Origin of the sequence: Longispora fulva (assembly GCF_015751905.1) — a bacterium.
GTDB lineage: Bacteria > Actinomycetota > Actinomycetes > Mycobacteriales > Micromonosporaceae > Longispora > Longispora fulva.
Map to the genome: position 1 here is coordinate 1,783,608 of NZ_JADOUF010000001.1, position 17,759 is coordinate 1,801,366.

The following is a 17,759-nucleotide window of genomic DNA, read 5'->3' on the forward strand; positions in this document are numbered from 1 at the left end:
CTGGTACTTGATCTACGGCGCCGAGGGTAGGAGCAGAGCCAGTTGGTGGCTGGGTGAGCGGTCGAGGCTGAACCGGGCCCGGTCGTACCGGCGGGTCGTGCGCGGGTCGGCGTGCCCGAGGAGGTCCTGTACGTCGCGCAGCGCGGCACCCGCGTCCAGGGCCAGGGTCGCGCACGTGTGCCGCAGGTCGTGCGGGTGCAGCCGGTCGGCCAGGTGCGGGACGGCCACGGCCGCCAACCGGCGGATCAGCCGCCACAGGGCGTGCCGGTCGAGGGGCTTGCCGGTGGACGTGCACAGCAGGGGGCCCTCGCGGCGCTCGCCCAGGTAGTCGTCGATCGCGGCGGCGGCCCGGGGCGGCACGGCCATGGTCTGGCGCTTGCCGCCCTTGCGGGTCACGGTCAGCACCCGGTGGCCGCGCTGGAAACTCAGATCCGCGACCGTGGCCGTGCACAGCTCGCTGACCCGCAGGCCCAGGAGCAGGGACAGCAGCACGATGACGGCCGCGCGGGGCGAGTGCGCCTCGGCGGCGGCGATCAGCTGGCCGGCCTCGGCGACGGTCAGCCCGGTGGACTGGACGTTGTCGCCGGCGGCGGGGCGGCGGACCCGGGTCGCGGGGCTGCGGGTGATCAGGCCCTCGTCGACGGCGTAGGCGAAGAAACCGGCGACGGCCGACATCCGGCGGCGGATCGTCGTGGCGGCGGCCCCGTCGCGGGTCTGCTGCTCGACGTAGGCGTCGAGGTGCGCCCGGGAGCAGGCGAGCACGTCGACGTCGAGGGTCGCGCACCACCGGCCGAAGTGGGTCAGGTCCGCGGCGTACGCGGCCCGGGTGTTGCCCCGGTAGGCGAGCAGGAACGCGGCGGCGATCCGCGCCGCGACCGGGGTCTGGAAACCTACGGGCAGTGCTGTGGCGGCGGGGGCCAGCTCCATGGTGTCAAGAAAACCACACCGGTGTACCGGCCCCGCACCGCCCGTGCCGTCAGTGACTGCTCATCGCGCTCGTGAGGAAACTGCCGCAGCAGCACAGCACGATGAGGACCAGCGGCACGACCATCAACAGGATGCCCGCGAGCTTGCCCGGGACCTCCACCGGCTGGTTGCCGATGGCGCCCTTCATGAACGTGATGGCCGGGGCCGCGTAGAACACCGGGACGTTCGTACCCGGGTGGACGGTCACCTGGATGACAGCCTGGCCGATCTTCCACAGGTACGGGACCCACACCTCGATGGTGTGCGTGCCCGGCGGGACCGGGATCGGGTTGTCGCCCCACACGAGGTTGACCTGGTGGCCGTTGATCAGAGCCTTCGGCTTGAACATGGCCAGCATGAAGGCTATCCACATGTACTTGGTGTTGATCGTGATGCCCTGAGGCTGTTGAGGATGCACGACGCTGGATGCTAGTGGATCCCCGCCAGCCCGCTAGGCCGGGTGCAGATGCATGCTGTCGGGCGGTTTTGTCCACCAGTCCGTCAGCGGATCGTCGGCCACCACCGCGAAGATTCCCGGGGCGGCCGCCTCGAACGCCTCCTGCGACTCCCACATCGCCAACCCGATCAGCCGGTCGGACTTCGCGTCCCGCCAGGCTCCGATCCGGATCAGTCCCGCCGCGCCCTGGGCCGCGGCGTCGACCCGGTGCATCGAGGCGAGCACGTCGTCGTGGTGCTCGGGCTTCGGGTAGTGGACCACCAGGTGGACGAACATCACCGCACCCCGGGGGTGTCGGCGAAGAAGCCGAGCAGCTCGGCCCAGCCCTGGGCGTACTGGCCGTGGAGCGCGACCCCGTCGGGCAGCCCGTCCCAGCCACTGTGCTCGATGACCACCCGGGTACCGCCGCCGGCCGCCTCGAAGCTGACCGCCACCTCCGTGCTCACGCCGGCGGGCCAGTCGGCGGTGCGCCACCCGAACACCAGTCGCCTGCCGGGCTCCCAGGCGCTGATCCGGCCGATCTCCAGGCCCTCGCCGGACGTGGCGTCGTACACCTCGACGAGGCGGCCGCCGACATGGGGCTCGAAGCGCATCGCGACCCCGCGCTCGGCGTCGTTCCAGTAGTGCGTGCCGCGCCTCCACCACGCGCCGATGTCGCGGGTGAAGACCTCGAACGCCGTCTCGGGATCGCAGGCGACCTCGACGGCGGCGGTGGCCGTGCCGATTGTGCTCATCGTTCCTGTCCTTCGCTGAGTCGCTCGGCGTGCACTTTGAACGCGCCGAGCTGATCCGTCCAGAAGGCCTGCACCTGGTCCAGCCAGGCCCGCAGACCGACGAGGGCCTCGGGGCGCAGGTGGTAGACCCGCCCGCGCGCGTCGGCCTCGACGAACCGCTCCTCGACGAGGCCGGCCTGGCGCAGCACCCGCAGGTGCCGGCTCACGGCCGGGGCGGTGATGTCGAAGGCGGCCGACAGCTCCCCTGCCCGGTGGGGGCGCTCGCGGAGCAGCTCCAGGATGCGCCGTCGGGTGGGGTCGGCCAGCGCCGTGAACGTCCCATCCAGATCGGTAGCCATACCGTTAATTATTAACTGCTAGGTTAATGATCTGTCAAGGGTGCGCAGGTCGGCGAGGGCCTGGTTCCAACTCTCAACCTCACGTTGAGCTTGACGTCAAGTGCAGGTTGAGGGTTGGGCCGCCCAGGTAGCCGAGCAGGATGTCCTGGAAGGCCTTCGCCGCGTGCGAGGGTTCGACGTCCCGGCGGCGGGCGAGCGCGACGGTCCGGGGCACGCCGGGCGCGGCCAGGGGCGTCGCGTGCAGCCGGGGCCGGCCGGCGAGGACCATGCGCGGGACCAGCGCCACCCCCAGCCCCACCTCCACGAAGCCGAGCACCGCGTCCATCTCCCCGCCCTCCACCGCAAACGTCGGGGTGAACCCGGCCTTCGCGCACGCCTCCAGGGTCGCGTCGCGCAGGTCGTAGCCGGGTCGGAACATCACCAGGTCCTGGTGGCGCAGGTCCGTGATCCGCATTTCGCGGTGGTGCAGCGGCGAGGCGGAGGCGACCACGAGGCTCTCGGTCAGCAGCGGCTCGGTGTGCAGGGCCGGGTCGGTGCCGGACTCCGGCAGGATGATCAACGCGAGATCCAGGTACCCGCCGGTCAGCGCGCGGACCAGGTCCTGCGATCCGCCCTCCTCGACCTGCAGCCGGATGTCGGGGTGGGCGTCGCGGAACAGTTTCAGGGTCTCGGCGACCAGGGAGGTGCACAGGCTCGGGGTGGCCCCGAGGCGCAGCCGACCGGTGCGCAACCCGATCAGGTCGCCGATCTCGTGCCGGGCGGTCTCGGCGTCGGCGACGATCCGCTGGGCCAGGGGCAAAAGCGCCTCGCCGGCCTCGGTCAGGGTGATCGCGCCCCGGTTGCGGTGGAACAGCGCCGCCCCGAGGTCGGACTCCAGAGTGTGAATCTGCTTACTCAGCGTGGGTTGAGTCACACCCACCGCCTCGGCCGCCTGGGTGAAATGCCGGGATTCTGCGACCGCCAGGAAGTACCGGAGCTGTTGGAGCTGCATGACCATAGCCTAGAGGAATGGACCATGGAGCCGTGATGCATTAGACGACTGGTCGATCCGCGCCTAGCGTCGGGCGATGTGGCAGTTATGACGAGGTCCAGGTCGTTGACGCGGTCGACGGTCGGCAAAAAAGCGGTAATGGCGGTGACGGGCGTGATGCTCGTCGGGTTCCTGTTCTTCCATGCGCTCGGGAACATGAAGGTGTTCCTCGGCCAGGAGTCCTTCGACCACTACTCGCACTGGCTGCGGACCGTGCTCGAGCCCATCCTCCCGCACGAGGGCTTCCTGTGGCTCGCCCGGATCGGCCTGCTCGCCGCCGTCGGCGGGCACATCTGGTCGGCCGCGGCCCTGACGATCCGGGCGAAGAAGGCCCGGCCGGTGAAGTACGCGCACCGCAAGCCCGTGCAGGGCTCCTACGCCGCGCGCACCATGCGCTGGGGCGGCGTGATCGTCGTGCTGTTCGTGATCTACCACATCCTCGACCTGACCACCGGGACGCTGAACCCGGTCGGGGCGGCAGGCAAGCCCTACGGCAACGTGACCGCCGACTTCGCCCCGTCACGCTGGTACGTGACCTTCTTCTACGTCCTGGCCATCGTGGCCATCGGCTTCCACCTGCGCCACGGCCTCTGGAGCGCGATCCAGACCCTCGGGCGCAGCAACGCGCGCCGGGAGAGGTTCCTCAAGGGCGTGGCCCTGGGCTTCACGCTCCTGCTGTGCGCGATGTTCCTGTCCGTGCCGTTCGCGGTCCTCACCGGATTGGTGAAGTAGATGAACTACACCGAAGGCGAACCGATCAAGGACACCAAGGCCCCCGAGGGCCCGGTGGAGACCCGCTGGGACAAGCGCCGGTTCGGCGCGAAGCTGGTCAACCCGGCCAACAAGCGCAAGCTGAAGGTCATCGTCGTCGGCACCGGCCTGGCCGGCGGCGCGGCGGCGGCGACGCTGGGCGAGCTCGGCTACCAGGTCGAGTCGTTCTGCTACCAGGACTCCCCGCGCCGGGCGCACTCCATCGCAGCCCAGGGCGGCATCAACGCCGCGAAGAACTACCGCAACGACGGCGACTCGATCCACCGGCTGTTCTACGACACCGTCAAGGGCGGCGACTTCCGCTCGCGCGAGTCGAACGTGCACCGCCTCGCCCAGATCTCCGTGGAGATCATCGACCAGTGCGTGGCGCAGGGCGTGCCGTTCGCCCGCGAGTACGGCGGCCTGCTGGACACCCGGTCCTTCGGCGGCGCGCAGGTGTCGCGGACGTTCTACGCCCGGGGGCAGACGGGCCAGCAGCTGCTGCTCGGCGCGTACCAGGCCCTCGAGCGGCAGATCGCGGCCGGCACGGTGAAGATGCACGCCCGGCACGAGATGCTCGACCTGATCGTCATCGACGGCCGGGCCCGGGGCATCGTGGTCCGCGACCTGGTCACCGGCGAGGTCGCCACCCACTACGCCGACGCCGTGGTGCTCGCCTCCGGCGGCTACGGCAACGTGTTCTTCCTGTCCACGAACGCCAAGGGCTGCAACGTCACGGCCACCTGGCGGGCGCACCGCCGGGGCGCGTACTTCGCCAACCCGTGCTACACCCAGATCCACCCGACCTGCATCCCGGTCAGCGGCGACCACCAGTCGAAGCTGACCCTGATGAGCGAGTCGCTGCGCAACGACGGCCGGGTGTGGGTGCCGCTCAAGGGCGGCGACCCGCGCAAGCCCGCCGACATCCCCGAGGACGAGCGCGACTACTACCTCGAGCGGATCTACCCGGCGTTCGGCAACCTGGTGCCGCGCGACATCGCCTCGCGCGCCGCGAAGAACGTGTGCGACGAGGGCCGCGGTGTCGGCCCCGGCGGGCTGGGCGTGTACCTCGACTTCGCCTCGGCGATCGCCCGGCTCGGCCAGCCGGCCGTGGAGGCCAAGTACGGCAACCTGTTCGAGATGTACGCGCAGATCACCGGCGAGGACCCGTACTCCACGCCGATGCGGATCTACCCGGCCGTGCACTACACGATGGGCGGCCTGTGGGTCGACTACGACCTGCAGTCGACGATCCCGGGCCTGTTCGTCGCCGGTGAGGCCAACTTCTCCGACCACGGGGCCAACCGGCTCGGCGCGTCGGCGCTGATGCAGGGCCTGGCCGACGGGTACTTCGTCCTGCCGAACACGATCGGCGACTACCTGGCCGCCGGCCCGTTCGAGAAGGTCGACGACAGCCACCCCGCCTCGCAGGAAGCCCTGGCCAAGGTCAACGACCAGGTGCAGCGGCTGCTGAACAACGACGGCGACCGCACCGCCGACTCCTTCCACCGCGAGCTGGGCCAGCTCATGTGGGAGTACTGCGGCATGGAGCGTTCCGAGTCCGGCCTGCGCAAGGCCCTCGAGCGGATCCCGGAGCTGCGGGCGGAGTTCTGGAAGCGGGTCAAGGTGTCCGGCACGGGCGAGGGGCTGAACCAGGCCCTGGAGCGCGCCGGCCGCGTCGTGGACTTCTTCGACCTGGCCGAGCTGATGTGCCTCGACGCGCTGGTGCGTACCGAGAGCTGCGGCGGGCACTTCCGGGCCGAGAGCCAGACCCCGGACGGGGAGGCCCAGCGCGACGACGAGAACTTCAGCTACGTCGCCGCCTGGGAGCACGCCGGTGACACGCCGGTGCTGCACAAGGAGGAACTGGTGTTCGAGTACGTCAAGCCGTCGCAGAGGAGCTACAAGTAATGAACCTGACTCTGCGCATCTGGCGGCAGCCGAACGCCGACACCAAGGGCAAGATGGTCAGCTACCAGGTCGCCGACGTGTCCCCGGACATGTCGTTCCTGGAGATGCTGGACGTCCTCAACGAGCAGCTGATCCTCGCCGGTGACGAGCCGGTCGCGTTCGACCACGACTGCCGCGAGGGCATCTGCGGCGCGTGCAGCCTGGTGATCAACGGGACGCCGCACGGGCCGAAGAAGGCCACGACGACGTGCCAGCTGCACATGCGGTCGTACAAGGACGGCGACACGATCGACATCGAGCCGTGGCGCGCCAAGCCGTTCCCGGTGATCAAGGACCTGGTCGTCGACCGGACCGCCTTCGACAAGATCATCCAGGCGGGCGGCTTCATCTCCGCGCCGACCGGTTCCGCCCCCGACGCGCACGCCGCGCCGGTCGCCAAGCCCGACGCCGACGCCGCGTTCGAGGCCGCGACCTGCATCGGCTGCGGCGCGTGCGTGGCCGCGTGCCCGAACGGCTCCGGCATGCTGTTCACCGCCGCGAAGATCACCCACCTGGGGCTGCTGCCCCAGGGCCAGCCCGAGCGCGACGCCCGGGTGCTGGGCATGGTCGCCGCGCACGACGACCTGGACTTCGGCGGCTGCACCAACACCGGCGAGTGCACGGCCGTGTGCCCCAAGGGCATCCCGCTGGAGACGATCTCCCGCCTGAACCGGGACTTCCTCAAGGCCAGTAAGGCCTAAAATCTTCAGACGGTTACGGGGCCCGACCCGGTTCCGGTCGGCGGGCCCCGGCCGAAGGACAGCGGAAGCCGCGCCCGGTCAGGTGTCGAACACACCTGACCGGGCGCGTGTGCTCAGTGGTGCCGGTAGCCGTGGCCCCCGTGCCGGTAGCCGTGCCCACCGTGGCGGTAGCCGTGGCCGTAGTGGTGCGGCGGGGGCGGCGGGTAGCCGGGGTGACCGTAGTGGCCGTGGCCGCCGCCGTAGTGCTTGCCGTATATCTTCCGCAGGATGCGGTGCTTGATCGAACGTTTGATGTGCCTGAACAACCCCATGCCCGCCACTATGACCGGCCCGCGCCAGTCCCCGAATCGGCCGTGCAACCGAACGGCCCGCTCGTGCGCCTAGGACCCGTGACCGTACTGGCCGATCGGGTGGACGACGACGCGGCGTTCCGCGCCGTCTACGAGAACCACTTCGCCCCGATGACCCGCCTCGCCTACGTGACCACCGGCAGCCTCAGCGCCGCCGAGGACGTGGTGCAGGACAGCTTCCTCGACTACTACCACCACCGCCACCGGGTCACCGACCCGGTGGCCTGGCTGCGCCGCGCCGTGGTCAGCCGGTGCACCTCCTGGGTGCGCCGCCGGGTGCTCGAACGCCGCCACGCCCCCCGCGGCGTCGCGGACCAACCGGCCCTGAGCCCCGACGCGGTCGCCGTGCGCCGGGCCCTGACCCATCTCAACCCCCGGCACCGCGCCGCCGTGTTCCTCCGGTACTACCTGGACCTGTCCGAGGCCCAGATCGCCCAGGCGCTGGGCTGCCGGCCCGGCACCGTCAAGTCCCTCCTGCACCGTGGCCTCGCCGTCCTCAAGGAGCAACTCGATGACTGAGCAGCGGATCCGCGCCGGGCTGCGCGAGGTCGCCGACAGCGTCCCGGCCCGGCCCGGGGCCTTCACCGTGCCCGCCCGGCGCGGCCGGCGGTGGCTGGTGCCGGCGCTCGCCGCCGCCGCGTGCGCCCTGGTGCTGTTCGGGGTCTTCGCGTGGCCGACCCCGCGCGGCACGACCGCACCCGGCGGGGCCGGCGCGACCCTGCCGAGGGAGTTCCCCGGCCACTCGTTCCTCGCCGGCTACCTCGACAGCTCCCCCACCGGGCCCGCCGTCGCCTTCTATCAGCAGTCCTACGGGCACGAGGACTTCCCGTTCGCCCAGGCCCGGGTCGTCGGCGCGTACGCCGACACCTACCGCCGGCTCGACATCCCCGCCCAGGCCATGGTCCGGCTGTCCCCCGACGGCACCCGGGTCGCGGTCGGCGACCCTGACGGCGGGTCCGGCGTGACGCTCATCGACCTGGCCACGGCACACGAGCGGACGTGGCGGGTGTCGAGCCAGGCGAAGACGTTCCCCCGCGCGTGGTCCCCCGACGGCCGGTACGTCGCCGTCAGCGTCGAGCCGCGGTCGTGGCAGCCGGGAACCCTGGTCGGGCCGGTGTGGCTGCTGGACACCGGTACCGGGACGAGCGCGATCCTCACCGAGGGCTCCGCCCCGGACAGCAGCGGCTCGGCCGACCCGACGATGGTGGCGTTCGCCCCGGACGGTGGGCACGTGGCCGTGCAGGCCGACCGGAAGCTGATGGTCGTCGGCCTCGACGGGCGCGGCGCGCGCGAACTGCCCCTCCCGGACGGCCGGACCCTCGCCGGACCGGAGGCGTGGAGCCCCGACGGGCGGCTGCTGGCGCTCGGCGAGGCCGCCCCGACCGCCGCCACCACGTCCGCCGAGCGCAACCTGCGCGACCTGGTGTTCCTCGACGCGACGGGCTCCGGGGCCCCGTTGCCGGGCCCGGTCACCGTCGGCACCCTGCCACCGGCCGGCTTCGCCCCGCCGGTGCTCGGCTGGCGCGACGCCGACACGTTCCTGGCGGTGGTCACCGACGGCACGGCGAGCGACACCGGCGAGCGCAGCTACTGGGGATTCCAGGGCCGCACCCGGGCCCAGATCGTGGAGGTGGACCTGGCAGGCGGCCCGCCCCGGGTGCTGGCGAACTTCGTCACCGACCCCGACGGGGACCTGACGAGCAGGGACATCCAGCTGGCCACGGCCCTGGTGCCGGCGATGGGCGGCCGGGCGGGCGGCGGTCAGGACATGGGCTGGTGGCCGGCCGGAATCATCTTCGGCGTCGCCGGGTGCCTGGCGGTGCCGGTCGGGCTCGCGGCGCTGGTCGGGTGGGCCCTGGTGCGCGGCCGGCGGCGGCGGGCCCGGTGACCGGCGCGGTCAGTGCCGGACGAGGACCCGTTCGACAGCGTGGTCCGCGCCCTTCCTGAGCACCAGGTTCGCCCGGGAGCGGGTCGGCTGGATGTTCTCCACCAGGTTCACCTCGTTGATCTCCCGGAAGATCCGCTGGGCGGTGGCCTCGGCGTCGACGTCACTCAGCGAGGAGTACCGGTGGAAGTACGACGCCGGATCGGCGAACGCCGTCCGGCGCAGGGTGAGGAACCGTTCCATGTACCAGCGGCGCACGTGCTCCAGGCGCGCGTCGACGTAGATGGAGAAGTCGAAGAAGTCCGACACGGCCAGCTGGCTGCGCTTGTTCGGGCCGGTCCGGGGCGGCTGGAGCACGTTGATGCCCTCGACGATCAGCACGTCGGGGCGGGCGATGGTGACCCGCTCGCCGGGCAGGACGTCGTAGGCCAGGTGCGAGTACACCGGGGCGGAGACCTTCTCGGCCCCGCCCTTGACCGCGGCCAGGAACCGGCGCAGCTCGCGGGCGTTGTAGGACTCGGGGAACCCCTTGCGGGTCATCAGCCCCCGGCGTTCCAGCTCCGCGTTGGGCAGCAGGAACCCGTCCGTGGTGATCAACTCGACGTTCGGGTGGCCCGGGCCCCGGCTGAGCAGCTCGCGGAGCACCCGGGCGACCGTGGACTTGCCGACGGCCACCCCGCCGGCGATCCCGATCACGAACGGGGCGTGCGGCGGGCCGGGGGTGTCGACGCTGGCCAGGAGCGTGTCGAGGGCGTTCTGCCGGGCCTGGGTGCCGGTCGCGTACGCCTCCACGAGCAGCGCCACCGGCAGCAGCACCTGGGCCAGTTCCGCGGCGTCGAGGCGGTCCCCGAGGCTGCGCAGCGGTTCGAGTTCGGCCGGCGTGAGCCGCGAGGACCAGCCGGCCGCGAGCCGGGCCAGAGCCGATCGTTCCAGCTCCCACCAGGGCGCGGGCGGCGCCACCGTCTCGCCGAGGAAGGTCATGGCCCCCATCGTGTCACCGCCGGACACCGTCGTGAACAAAGTGTGAATTACCTCCCTCTGCGGCGCGTCGCGCGCACCCGCCGAGGCACGACCGCGCCCACGCGCGGACGGACGATCACGGACCGTGGGTCCGGACAGCCGGGGGTGACGGGCCCGCGTCACCCCCGGCGGACAGCCCGGGCTAGCTGGTCACGTCCTTCGTGGAGAACCGCGCCCAGGCCGCGGTCGTGAACACCGCGGTGTAGATCGCCGCCGACACCAGCCCCGGACCGACCGAGGTCATCGTCAGCGGGTCGCGCAACAGGTCCCCGAACGCGTACCAGTAGTGCGTCGGCAGGTACGGGCCGATCGCCGAGAGCTGCGGGATGCCGTCGCAGATCGCGCTCACGATGGTCAGCATCAGCACCGCGATGCCCGCGCCGATCGGCTGCTCGGTCAGCGTGGAGCAGAACAGCCCGACCGCGGCGAGCGCCGTCAGGCACACCGTGATGTACCCGCAGATCAGCAGCAGCCGGCCGACGCCGCCCCAGAACCCGATCTGGGTGCCCGACAGTAGGGTCATCTTCCCGCCCCCGAACAACACCAGCCCCACGATCACCCCGGTCATCGCCACCACCAGGGTCGCCACGGCGCAGAACACGACGAGCGCGCCGAACTTGACCGACAGCAGCCGGATCCGGGTGACCGGGACGGCCAGCAGGTAGCGCAGGGTGCCCTGGTTGGCCTCGCCGGCCACCGCGTCGCCGGCGATGGTGGCCACCGCCAGGGGCAGGAACAGCGGGAGCTCGACGAACAGGGCGGCCAGGGCCACGAACAGTCCGTTGGAGGTGATCGAGGAGAAGAAGTCCCCGCCCGACGGGCCCTCCGGCGAGTCGATCTTCACGGCGACCGCGATGATCACCGGCACGGCGGCGAGGATGGCCAGGCCCACCCAGTTGCGGCGGCGTCCGAAGATGAGCATCAGCTCCGAGCGGAAGAACCTGGTCGACGCTCGGCGCGCGACCGGTGCGCTAGCCGCTGACATCGAAGCCCTCCCCGGTGAGCGTCACGAACAGTTCCTCCAGGTCGGGGCGTTGGACGGCGAAGCCGCGGACCGGCACGCCGTCGCCGACGAGCGCGGCGACGACCTTCTCCGGCGCGATCGGGCCGAGCAGTCCGGTGGCGTGCTCCTCGCCCACGGCGACGTCGGTGAGCCCGAGGCCGCGCAGCGTGGCTGCGGCCTGCCCGGGCAGGCTGGTGTCGACCCGGGCGGTGGGGGCCGTGCGGCCCCGGATCGCCTCGATCGAGCCCTGCGCGACCAGTTTGCCCAGGTGCATGACCCCGACGTGGGTGCAGATCTGCTCGACCTCCGACAGCAGGTGCGTCGACAGCATCACCGTGGAGCCCTCGGCGGCCAGGTGCGTGATGATGGACCGGACCTCCCGGGTGCCCTGCGGGTCCAGACCGTTCGTCGGCTCGTCGAGGATGAGCAGCTCGCGGGGCTGCAGCAGGGTCGCGGCCAGGGCCAGGCGCTGGCGCATGCCCAGTGAGTAGGCCCGGTAGCGCTTGCGGGCCGCCGGCAGCAGCCCGACCCGGTCGAGAGCCCCGTCGATCCGGGTCGCGGCCGTGGCCCCGTCGGCGGTGCGGTCGGCCGCGTCGAGCCGGCGCAGATTGTCGCGACCGGACAGGTACGGGTGAAATGCCGGTCCCTCCACCAGCGAGCCGACCTTCGACAGGGCCGCGGCGGCCGGTACGCCGAGGAGTTCGTGGGTGCCGGCCGTGGGGCTGATCAGGTTGAGGAGCATGCGGATCGTGGTCGTCTTGCCGGAGCCGTTCGGGCCGAGGAAGCCGTACACGGCGCCGGTCGGGACGGCCAGGTCGACGGCGTTCACCGCGACCTGGGTCCGGAACCGCTTGGTGAGGCCCTGGGTGCGGACCGCCAAGGGGTGGTAGGTCACCTGGCCGCCTCGTACAGCCGCTGCGGGGCGACCGCGCCGGCGATCAGGCGACCGTCGTCGGTGAGCAGGACGGAGAACAGTTTGGCGCTGAGCAGCCGGCCGCTGCCCCAGTCGCCGCTGACCTTCGGCAGCTGGCCGAGGATGCCCGCGGCCTCCTTCGGGGCCTGGCCGGCCTGGGCGACGACGACCGTGGTCCAGCCGGTGCCCTTCAGGACCGGCTTGGCGGCGTCGACGGCCGGCGGGACGGCGTCGGGGCCGGGGGCGTCCGGGGCCTCGGACTTCTCGGTGCCGGGCGGCGGGGTGAACGCGAAGTTCTCCGCACCCGGCCGGTCGAAGGAGACCTGCTGGAAGCCCACCTCGAAGGCCGCAGACGCGGAGTTCTTCGCGAACACCTGCACCCGCAGGGGCACGTGCCGCTCGCCGTCGACGGCGACGTGCACGGAGCCGACGAGCGAGTCGCGGTCGCGCGGGGCGAGGATCAGGTCGTACGCCGAGCGGCCGGCGACCGTGACGTTGCTGGCCGTGGTGACGACCGTGGACGGGTCGATGCTGGCCAGGAGCCGGTCGGCGGCCTCCTGCGGGGTCTTCGGCAGGTTCCGCGGGTCCAGCGGGCCCTGGCCGGCCTTGTCCTGGTCGGCGGACAGCACGGTGTGGGTCGACCGGTGCTCCTTGCTCGACCACACCCACACGTCGGAGCCGTTGCGGATCACGTCGGACTCGCCGAGCGTGCCGAGGAGGGCGAGGCGGACCTTGTCGGGGCCGGCGTACCAGACCTTGAGGGTGTGGTTGCCGCTCACCAGGGACGTGAAGTCCGAGCCGTTGGCGGCGATGGCGGGCAGGCCCAGGTCCGCGCGCTGCACGACGGTGCCGCTCAGCGCGTCGAGGCGGGCGTTCTGCAGGTCGACGAGGAGTTGGGACGCGGTGCGCTTGGGGAGGTCGGGCGCGTCGGTGGCGCCCGCGATCTGGCTGAATCCCACGACGGCCGCGACGGTGGTGACGATGCCGACCGGTACCGCCCAGCGAAGCCTGTTGTCAGTCATGTCCCCATCGTGCCCCGCGAACCCTGTGAAGCGCCTGAGACCGCCACCGCCCCGGGGAGTGACCATGGCAGGCTGGGGGCATGCGGCTGCTGGTGGTGGAGGACGAGGAACGCCTGGCCCGCGCGCTCAAGCGGGGTCTGGAGGCCGAGGGCTTCGTCGTGGACCTCGCCGCCGACGGGATCGAGGGCCTGGAGGCCGCCCGGTACGGCGACTACGCCGCCGTCGTCCTGGACATCATGCTGCCCAGCCTGTCGGGGTACCGAATTGTGGCCACCCTGCGCGCGGAGGCCAACTGGGTGCCGGTCCTGATGCTGTCGGCCAAGGACGGCGAGTACGACCAGGCCGACGGGCTCGACGCCGGGGCCGACGACTACCTGACCAAGCCGTTCTCCTTCGTCGTCCTGCTCGCCCGGCTGCGGGCGCTGCTGCGCAGGGGCGCCCCCGAACGGCCGGCCGTCCTCGCGGTCGGGGACCTGACCCTGGACCCGGCGAGCCGCCAGGTGCGCAGGGGCGACGTGGAGGTCACGCTGACCAGCAGGGAGTACGCGCTGCTGGAGTACCTGATCCGGCACGCCGGGGCCGCCTGCTCCAAGATCGCGATCCTCGACCACGTGTGGGAGGCCGGCGCGGACACCGACCCCAACGTCGTCGAGGTGTACGTCGGGTACCTGCGGCGCAAGATCGACACCCCGTTCGGCCGGCGGTCGGTGCAGACGGTGCGCGGCCTGGGCTACCGGCTCGCCGACGACCGGGCCGGCTGATGCGCCGCCTGGGGCTGCGCGGCCGGCTCATGCTGCTCGGCACCGCCGGGGTCGCGGCGACGCTGGCGGTCGGCGGCCTGCTGCTGGTCCTCGCGCTGAAGTTCGCCCTGCTGCGGTCGCTGGAGGACACCGCCCGCCACACCGCCAACGACGTCGCCGAACTCGCCGTCGCCGGCGAACTCGCCGACCCGGTGCCGTCCGGGGGCACCGGCGTCGTGCAGCTCGTCGACGGCGACGGCCGGATCCTGGCCGCGTCGATCGGCGCGGACCGGCTCGTCGCGGTGCTGCGCCCGGCGGACCTGGACCGGGCCCGCACCGGGCGGACGATCATCCTGCACGGTCCCGAGGGCACGACCCTGGTGGTCGCGGCCCCCGCGCACGGGGTCGGCACGGTGCTCGTCGCGGTGTCCGCCCGCGACGCCGAGCAGACCGTCGGCGCGCTGCGCACCACCCTGCTGGTCGCGTTCCCGGTGTTCCTGGCCTGCCTGGCCGCGATCGCGTGGCGGCTGGTCGGGGCGACCCTGCGGCCCGTGGAGGAGGCGCGCGCCCGGCAGCGGGCCTTCGTCGCCGACGCCGCGCACGAGCTGCGCAGCCCCTTGGCGAGCCTGCGGACCCAACTGGAGGTCGCGGCCCACCTCGGCGAGGCGGCCGACCCGGAGGAACTGCTCGCCGACGTCGCCCGGCTGGGCCGGCTCACCGACGACCTGCTGCTGTTGGCCCGGGTGGACGAGCGGGCCTCCGCGCGGCGCGATCCGGTGGAGGTCCTCGGCCTGGTCCGGGGGCTGCGGGCCCGGTACCCGACCGTGGCGGTCACCGGGTCGGCCCAGTCCACCACCGGGGACCGGGGCCAGTTGGAGCGGATCGTGGCGAACCTGGTGGACAACGGGTTGCGGCACGCGCGTACCCAGGTGGCGGTCGACGTGTCCCGCGACGGTCCGCAGGTGCTGATCACGGTGACCGACGACGGGCCGGGCATCCCGGCGGCCGACCGGGAGCGGGTGTTCGGTCGGTTCACCCGCCTCGACGGCGCGCGGGGCCGCGACGGCGGCGGCAGTGGTCTGGGGCTGGCCATCGTCCGCGAACTCGTCGCCGCCCACAACGGCACGGTCCGGCTCGCCGACGCCGGGCCGGGCCTGCGGGCCGAGGTGCGGTTGCCGCGGCTCGGCGGGCCCGCGGAGACGGCCGATCGGCCGGCGCGCCCGTAGCCGGACCGGGCGGCCCGTTCCGTAGCCGCCGGGCAGGGGGGTAGCATCGCGCAACCCACCCTTCTGGAGGAACGCAGTGCACCGCATCGTCCGCACGGCCGGCATCGCCGTCCTCGTCCCCCTCGCGCTCGCCGGCTGCGGATCGAGCACGAAGGACACCGCGACCCCGCCGCCCGCCACGACCGCCGCCGCTCCGAGCCCGACGCCGAAGTCCACGGTGAAGGCCACGCCGGCCGCCCCCGGGGTCAAGGCGTGCCCGGTCGACGCGGTCAAGCTGCTGGCGGACCTGAAGACCTACGACGCGGTGTACATCGGAGCGGGCGCCCCGGAGAAGCTGGAGAAGGTGGCCTGCCAGGACAACTTCGCGATCGCCAGCGCCGTCGGCCCGATGCAGAGCAACCGGGTGGTGTTCGGCTACGACGCGACGAAGAAGGTGTGGCAGGCGTTGACGTTCGGCGCGGGGACGATCTGCACGGAACAGTACGTGCCGGCGGAGACCGCGAAGAAGCTGAACTGCCAACCGGCGGGTTAATACGTCCCTTTTACCCCGATGCGCGTACGCTTCCGCGTGACCGGTACATCGGAGAAAGGGATCAGATGGACACCTTGAAGTCCGGAGACAGTCTCGGCGTCGAGCAGAAGCTCACCTCCAACAACGGCAAGCACGCGCTGCGGTTGCAGGGCGACGGCAACCTGGTGCTCTACACCGACGCCGACGTGGCCTGGTCGTCCGGCACCGAGGGCAAGAACGCGGTGCGGGCCGAGTTGCAGGGCGACGGCAACTTCGTGCTCTACACCTCGGACAACACCGCGGTGTGGGCGACCGGCACGTCCGGCTCGGACACGACGCTGACCCTGCGCAACGACCGCGAGCTGGTCCTGTCCGGCGGCGACGGCACCGTGCTGTGGACGTCGAACACGTCCAACGGGGAGCCCCTGGAGGAGCCGTCCGCCGCGCCAGCGCCCGCTGCGCCCGCCGCCGCGGCGGCCCGGACGTACACCGTGCAGTCCGGCGACACGCTGTGGGGCATCGCCGAGCAGTTCTACGGCGACGGCAACCGCTACATGGAGATCGCCAACGCCAACGGCATCTCCAACCCCGACCTGATCAACCCCGGCCAGGTCCTGACCATCCCGTAGGACCGCGCGATAGAAAGGGGCCCCTCGCAGGGCCCCTTTTCTCGTGCCTGACGGGCGGCTCGCGGTGCCGGGTCACCCCAGGACGTCGCACCCCTCCCGCCGCAGATGCGCCACCAGTGCCGTGTGCAACTCCTCCGGAAACCGGTCCCCGCACAGTTCCCGCGCCAGCGGCACGAATGCCGCCCCGCATGCCCGGTGCACGGCCAGCACCGACTCGCCGGTCGCCTCGATGGCCGGCAACGTCTCCAGCACGGCCCGGTGCCCGGCCGACAGCGCCGCGTAGCGCCGAGTCGCCCCGCCGGGATCGACGGCCGGCACGGACAGGTCCATCAGGTCGTTGAGCAACCGGCGCACGAGAGTCGCCCCGGACGCCGCCAGCACCCGGTCGCCCCGGAAGAGCACCATCGGCAGCAGCCCCACGACCCGGAGGAACTCCTTCGTCACGGCCACGGCCCGGTCGGCGTCCACGTCCGGCGGCGGCAGGGGCCCGGCCAGTTGGGTGTGCAACCCGGCCCGGTCGAGTAACGGCACCAGCCCCACCCGCGACCGGCCGGGCACGTCGGCGACCGGGCTCACGGACAGGTCGAACCGCAGCCAGTCGGGCGTGACGTGGGTGAACACCGGCGCGCCGCCGACCTGTTCGCGCAGCACCGTCGGGGTCACCGTGTCACACAGTGCGGGCCAGTCGGCCACGAACGCCCCGACGTCGTCGACGACGAGCCACAGGTCCACATCGCTGTACCGGTCGTGGTCGCCACGCCCCCGGCTCCCGGCGAGCCACAGCCCGAGGGCCCCCGGGTGCCCGGACAGCGCCGAGGTCAGATCATCGACCAACACCGGCGCAGCCTACGCGAAAGGGGCCCCACCCGGGGGCCCCTCCGCAACGCGTGGACTACTTGGCGCCGCGCGCCGCGTCGAAACGGGCCGACACGTCCGACCAGTTGACGAGGTTCCACAGCTGGTCGACGTAGTCCGGGCGGACGTTCTTGTACTGCAGGTAGTACGCGTGCTCCCACGCGTCGAACACGAGCACCGGGGTGGTGCCGACGCCCACGTTGCCGTGGTGGTCGTAGACCTGGGTGACCTGCAGGCGACCGGACAGCGGCTCGTAGCCGAGCACGCCCCAGCCCGAGCCCTGCACCAGCTTGGTCGCGTTGGACAGCTGCGCCTGCAGCGCCTCGAACGACCCGAAGTACTCGTCGATCGCGGCGGCCAGCTCGCCCTCCGGACGGTCGCCACCCTCCGGGGACAGGTTCTCCCAGAAGATCGAGTGCAGGACGTGCCCGGAGACGTTGAAGGCCAGGGTCTTCTCCAGGCCGACGATGCCAGCGTAGTTGCCCTTGTCGCGGGCCTCGGCGAGCGCGTCGAGCGTGGCGTTGGAGCCGGCCACGTACGCCGCGTGGTGCTTACCGTGGTGCAGCTCGAGGATCTGGCCACTCATGGCCGGTTCCAGAGCGGAGTAGTCATACGGCAGGTCGGGCAGGGTGTAGATGCTCATCGGCTTCCTCCGGAGAAAAGAATTGCGCGAGCAAGC

22 protein-coding genes are annotated in these 17,759 nt (G+C 72.0%); 9 read left to right on the forward strand and 13 right to left on the reverse strand.

Going from position 1 to position 17,759, the window contains the following annotated elements; translation table 11 throughout:
• Positions 1-12: 12 nt before the first annotated feature.
• The 6 genes from IW245_RS07745 to IW245_RS07770 form a co-directional block, all read right to left on the reverse strand.
• Entirely contained in the window at positions 13-927 is a 915-nt protein-coding gene (locus IW245_RS07745) for a tyrosine-type recombinase/integrase (protein ID WP_197002497.1), read from the reverse strand.
• Positions 928-976: 49 nt separating this feature from the next.
• Entirely contained in the window at positions 977-1,384 is a 408-nt protein-coding gene (locus IW245_RS07750; protein WP_197002498.1) for a hypothetical protein, read from the reverse strand.
• A gap of 33 nt (positions 1,385-1,417) precedes the next feature.
• Positions 1,418-1,699, reverse strand: a complete 282-nt coding sequence (locus IW245_RS07755; RefSeq protein WP_197002499.1) for an NIPSNAP family protein — start codon at positions 1,697-1,699, stop codon at positions 1,418-1,420.
• The gene (locus IW245_RS07760) at positions 1,699-2,157 is read right to left on the reverse strand and encodes an SRPBCC domain-containing protein (RefSeq protein WP_197002500.1); all 459 of its coding nucleotides are present in this window, start codon (positions 2,155-2,157) and stop codon (positions 1,699-1,701) included. Before IW245_RS07760 ends, IW245_RS07755 begins: the two co-directional genes overlap by 1 nt.
• Entirely contained in the window at positions 2,154-2,495 is a 342-nt protein-coding gene (locus tag IW245_RS07765; RefSeq protein WP_197002501.1) for an ArsR/SmtB family transcription factor, read from the reverse strand. The genes IW245_RS07760 and IW245_RS07765 overlap by 4 nt, the downstream gene beginning before the upstream one ends.
• Positions 2,496-2,574: 79 nt before the next feature.
• The gene (locus IW245_RS07770; protein WP_197002502.1) at positions 2,575-3,492 is read right to left on the reverse strand and encodes a LysR family transcriptional regulator; all 918 of its coding nucleotides are present in this window, start codon (positions 3,490-3,492) and stop codon (positions 2,575-2,577) included.
• 81 nt (positions 3,493-3,573) lie between these two features.
• Between IW245_RS07770 and IW245_RS07775 the strand changes: the two genes are divergently transcribed.
• From IW245_RS07775 to IW245_RS07785, 3 genes are read left to right on the forward strand one after another with little or no spacing between them, the layout of a single operon-like run.
• A complete protein-coding gene (locus tag IW245_RS07775; RefSeq protein ID WP_197002503.1) occupies positions 3,574-4,257 on the forward strand; it encodes a succinate dehydrogenase cytochrome b subunit in 684 nt (227 codons plus the stop codon).
• Entirely contained in the window at positions 4,258-6,186 is a 1,929-nt protein-coding gene (locus tag IW245_RS07780; RefSeq protein WP_197002504.1) for a fumarate reductase/succinate dehydrogenase flavoprotein subunit, read from the forward strand. It abuts the gene before it with no gap.
• Positions 6,186-6,926 carry a succinate dehydrogenase/fumarate reductase iron-sulfur subunit gene (locus IW245_RS07785; RefSeq protein ID WP_197002505.1) on the forward strand — a complete coding sequence of 247 codons (741 nt, stop codon included), beginning with the start codon at positions 6,186-6,188 and terminating at the stop codon, positions 6,924-6,926. Before IW245_RS07780 ends, IW245_RS07785 begins: the two co-directional genes overlap by 1 nt.
• Positions 6,927-7,039: 113 nt before the next feature.
• On the opposite strand, the gene IW245_RS07790 is transcribed toward IW245_RS07785, so the two are convergent.
• Positions 7,040-7,237, reverse strand: coding sequence for a hypothetical protein (locus IW245_RS07790; RefSeq protein ID WP_197002506.1), 198 nt, complete (start codon positions 7,235-7,237; stop codon positions 7,040-7,042).
• Positions 7,238-7,315: 78 nt separating this feature from the next.
• Here IW245_RS07790 and IW245_RS07795 point away from each other — a divergent pair, with 78 nt between their 5' ends.
• Positions 7,316-7,795, forward strand: a complete 480-nt coding sequence (locus IW245_RS07795; protein ID WP_197002507.1) for a SigE family RNA polymerase sigma factor — start codon at positions 7,316-7,318, stop codon at positions 7,793-7,795.
• Positions 7,788-9,164, forward strand: a complete 1,377-nt coding sequence (locus IW245_RS07800) for a beta-propeller domain-containing protein (RefSeq protein WP_197002508.1) — start codon at positions 7,788-7,790, stop codon at positions 9,162-9,164. The genes IW245_RS07795 and IW245_RS07800 overlap by 8 nt, the downstream gene beginning before the upstream one ends.
• 9 nt (positions 9,165-9,173) lie before the next feature.
• Here the strand turns inward: IW245_RS07800 and coaA are convergent, their stop codons facing one another.
• From coaA to IW245_RS07820, 4 genes are all read right to left on the reverse strand, one after another.
• Positions 9,174-10,142, reverse strand: coding sequence for a type I pantothenate kinase (gene coaA, locus IW245_RS07805; RefSeq protein ID WP_197002509.1), 969 nt, complete (start codon positions 10,140-10,142; stop codon positions 9,174-9,176).
• Positions 10,143-10,323: 181 nt separating this feature from the next.
• Complete coding sequence (locus IW245_RS07810) at positions 10,324-11,166, reverse strand: ABC transporter permease (RefSeq protein ID WP_197002510.1); 843 nt, start codon at positions 11,164-11,166, stop codon at positions 10,324-10,326.
• Entirely contained in the window at positions 11,153-12,079 is a 927-nt protein-coding gene (locus tag IW245_RS07815; protein ID WP_233472496.1) for an ABC transporter ATP-binding protein, read from the reverse strand. Before IW245_RS07815 ends, IW245_RS07810 begins: the two co-directional genes overlap by 14 nt.
• Positions 12,076-13,119, reverse strand: a complete 1,044-nt coding sequence (locus IW245_RS07820; protein WP_197002511.1) for a LolA family protein — start codon at positions 13,117-13,119, stop codon at positions 12,076-12,078. The genes IW245_RS07815 and IW245_RS07820 overlap by 4 nt, the downstream gene beginning before the upstream one ends.
• Positions 13,120-13,199: 80 nt before the next feature.
• On the opposite strand from IW245_RS07820, the gene IW245_RS07825 reads away from it, so the two are divergent.
• From IW245_RS07825 to IW245_RS07840, 4 genes are all read left to right on the forward strand, one after another.
• Positions 13,200-13,880, forward strand: coding sequence for a response regulator transcription factor (locus tag IW245_RS07825; RefSeq protein WP_197002512.1), 681 nt, complete (start codon positions 13,200-13,202; stop codon positions 13,878-13,880).
• Positions 13,880-15,085, forward strand: a complete 1,206-nt coding sequence (locus tag IW245_RS07830) for a sensor histidine kinase (RefSeq protein ID WP_231398702.1) — start codon at positions 13,880-13,882, stop codon at positions 15,083-15,085. Before IW245_RS07825 ends, IW245_RS07830 begins: the two co-directional genes overlap by 1 nt.
• A gap of 76 nt (positions 15,086-15,161) precedes the next feature.
• The gene (locus IW245_RS07835; RefSeq protein WP_197002513.1) at positions 15,162-15,617 is read left to right on the forward strand and encodes a hypothetical protein; all 456 of its coding nucleotides are present in this window, start codon (positions 15,162-15,164) and stop codon (positions 15,615-15,617) included.
• A 65-nt stretch (positions 15,618-15,682) separates the two neighbouring features.
• A complete protein-coding gene (locus IW245_RS07840; RefSeq protein WP_197002514.1) occupies positions 15,683-16,225 on the forward strand; it encodes a LysM peptidoglycan-binding domain-containing protein in 543 nt (180 codons plus the stop codon).
• 72 nt (positions 16,226-16,297) lie between these two features.
• On the opposite strand, the gene IW245_RS07845 is transcribed toward IW245_RS07840, so the two are convergent.
• Together IW245_RS07845 and IW245_RS07850 are read right to left on the reverse strand one after the other, a co-directional pair.
• On the reverse strand, positions 16,298-17,062 hold the full coding sequence (locus IW245_RS07845) for a nucleotidyltransferase domain-containing protein (RefSeq protein ID WP_197002515.1): 765 nt from the start codon (positions 17,060-17,062) through the stop codon (positions 16,298-16,300).
• Positions 17,063-17,117: 55 nt separating this feature from the next.
• Positions 17,118-17,723: a superoxide dismutase gene (locus IW245_RS07850; RefSeq protein ID WP_197002516.1), complete on the reverse strand. Its 606-nt coding sequence runs from the start codon at positions 17,721-17,723 to the stop codon at positions 17,118-17,120.
• Positions 17,724-17,759: the final 36 nt, after the last annotated feature.